The sequence below is a fragment of the Candidatus Eisenbacteria bacterium genome, from assembly GCA_016867495.1.
Classification (GTDB): domain Bacteria; phylum Eisenbacteria; class RBG-16-71-46; order CAIMUX01; family VGJL01; genus VGJL01.
In genome coordinates this window covers 1-1,577 of record VGJL01000364.1, presented here as the reverse complement: position 1 = coordinate 1,577, position 1,577 = coordinate 1, and the positions used below count along the sequence as shown (strand labels likewise).

The following is a 1,577-nucleotide window of genomic DNA, read 5'->3' as shown; positions in this document are numbered from 1 at the left end:
TGGTCGGCTTCTTTTCCTTCCTGCTTCTGCTGACCTGGGAGCGCCTCGCAATCAAGGAGACGAGCGGAAGGATCGAGCGGCTGGAGCGGCATCTCCAGTCTCTCGAGACCGACGAAGCGATCCTGCGGACGAGGCTGAAGCAGGAGTGCCGTTTCACGGAAGTGCAGCAGGTCGCGCAAGAGAAGTGGGGGATGGCGGTCGCCGCTTCGGGCCAGCGCATCCTCCTTCCATCGACGCCGCGCACGCGAGGGGAGGAGGCGACGCGGCGCGTGAGCTTTGTGCAGGCAGCGTCCATACGATTGACGCGTATGCTCCGGGGCGGGGTAGCGCAGGCCGAGACGATGGCCGGCGAGGGAGGGAATGGGACGCTGGAGAGGTGATCGCTACAGAACTCTTCTTCTCATAGTCATCGCAGGGCTCCTGACCCTGTGGTTGCGCGCCGCGCAGCTGACGATCCTTCGAGGCAGCGCGCTGCGATCGAAGGCGCGGAGCCAGCAGGCGGAACTGATCAAGATCCCCAGCCTACGGGGACCGATCCTCGATCGGGCGGGAGAGCCCCTGGCGCTCTCCGTCGAGGGAAGCTCCCTGGCCGTCGATCCCGCGCGGCTGACCGACCCCGAAGCTCTCGCCCTCGCCCTGGAGCGGCGCGGCCTCCTCCGCGCGCCGGAGGTCCGCCAGATCCTCGATCGCGCCCCGGTGGGAAGGCGATTCGTTTGGCTGATCCGCAGAACGATTCTGGAAGCCGACGCGATCCAGCTCGAGAAGGAGTTCGCTCCGGCCCTCATCCGCCTTTCCGAGCCGAAACGCCTCTATCCACTGGGGTCCGCCGCCGCGCCTCTCCTCGGCACGACGGGCGTCGATGGGGAAGGGCTGCTCGGACTGGAGGCGCGCTACGACGAGCACCTCGCCGGCGAGGAGGGGAGGATGCTCGACTTCCGATCGGGCTACAGCAGACGCCACGAGGGCCCCGGCCGGGTGATCCTCGAGAGCCCGAGGATCGGCGCGACGGCCGAGGTGACGATCGATGCCCGCTTCCAGCAGATCGTCGACGCCCGCCTGCGCGAGGCGGTCGAGGAGCAGGGTGCCCGAGGGGGGACGGCGATCCTCCTCGATCCGCGCACGGGAGAGATCCTCGCGTTCGCCTCGCAGCCGGCGTTCGATCCGGCGGAGGTCGGCGACGCCGACACCTTGAGCTGGCGAGTCTGGGGCGTCAGCGAGAACTACGAGCCGGGATCGACCTACAAGCTGGTCGCCTTCGCGGCGGCGATCGAGGCCAGCGAGCTTCGCCCCGACGATCTCTACGACTGTAACAAGGGCGAGAGGCGGGTGCCGGGCGGCGTGATCAGCGATCATGATCCGTACGGGACGCTCCGGGCCTGGGAGGTGCTGGCGCACAGCAGCAACATCGGAACAGGCAAGGTCGCGGAGAGGGCGGGCGATCAGGAATTCTACCGGATGGAGCGCCTCCTCGGCTTCGGAGTCCCGACCGGCGTGGAGATCCCGGGAGAGGAACGGGGCAGGATCCCGGATCCCTCCACATGGTCGAGTCGCTCGCTGATCACGCAGGCGTTCGGCCA

1 protein-coding gene is annotated in these 1,577 nt (G+C 68.1%); it reads left to right on the top strand.

From position 1 onward, the window contains the following. Positions 1-360: 360 nt before the first annotated feature. Positions 361-1,577: penicillin-binding protein 2 (locus FJY88_14290; GenBank protein ID MBM3288496.1), on the top strand; the 1,217-nt coding region annotated here is incomplete at its 3' end.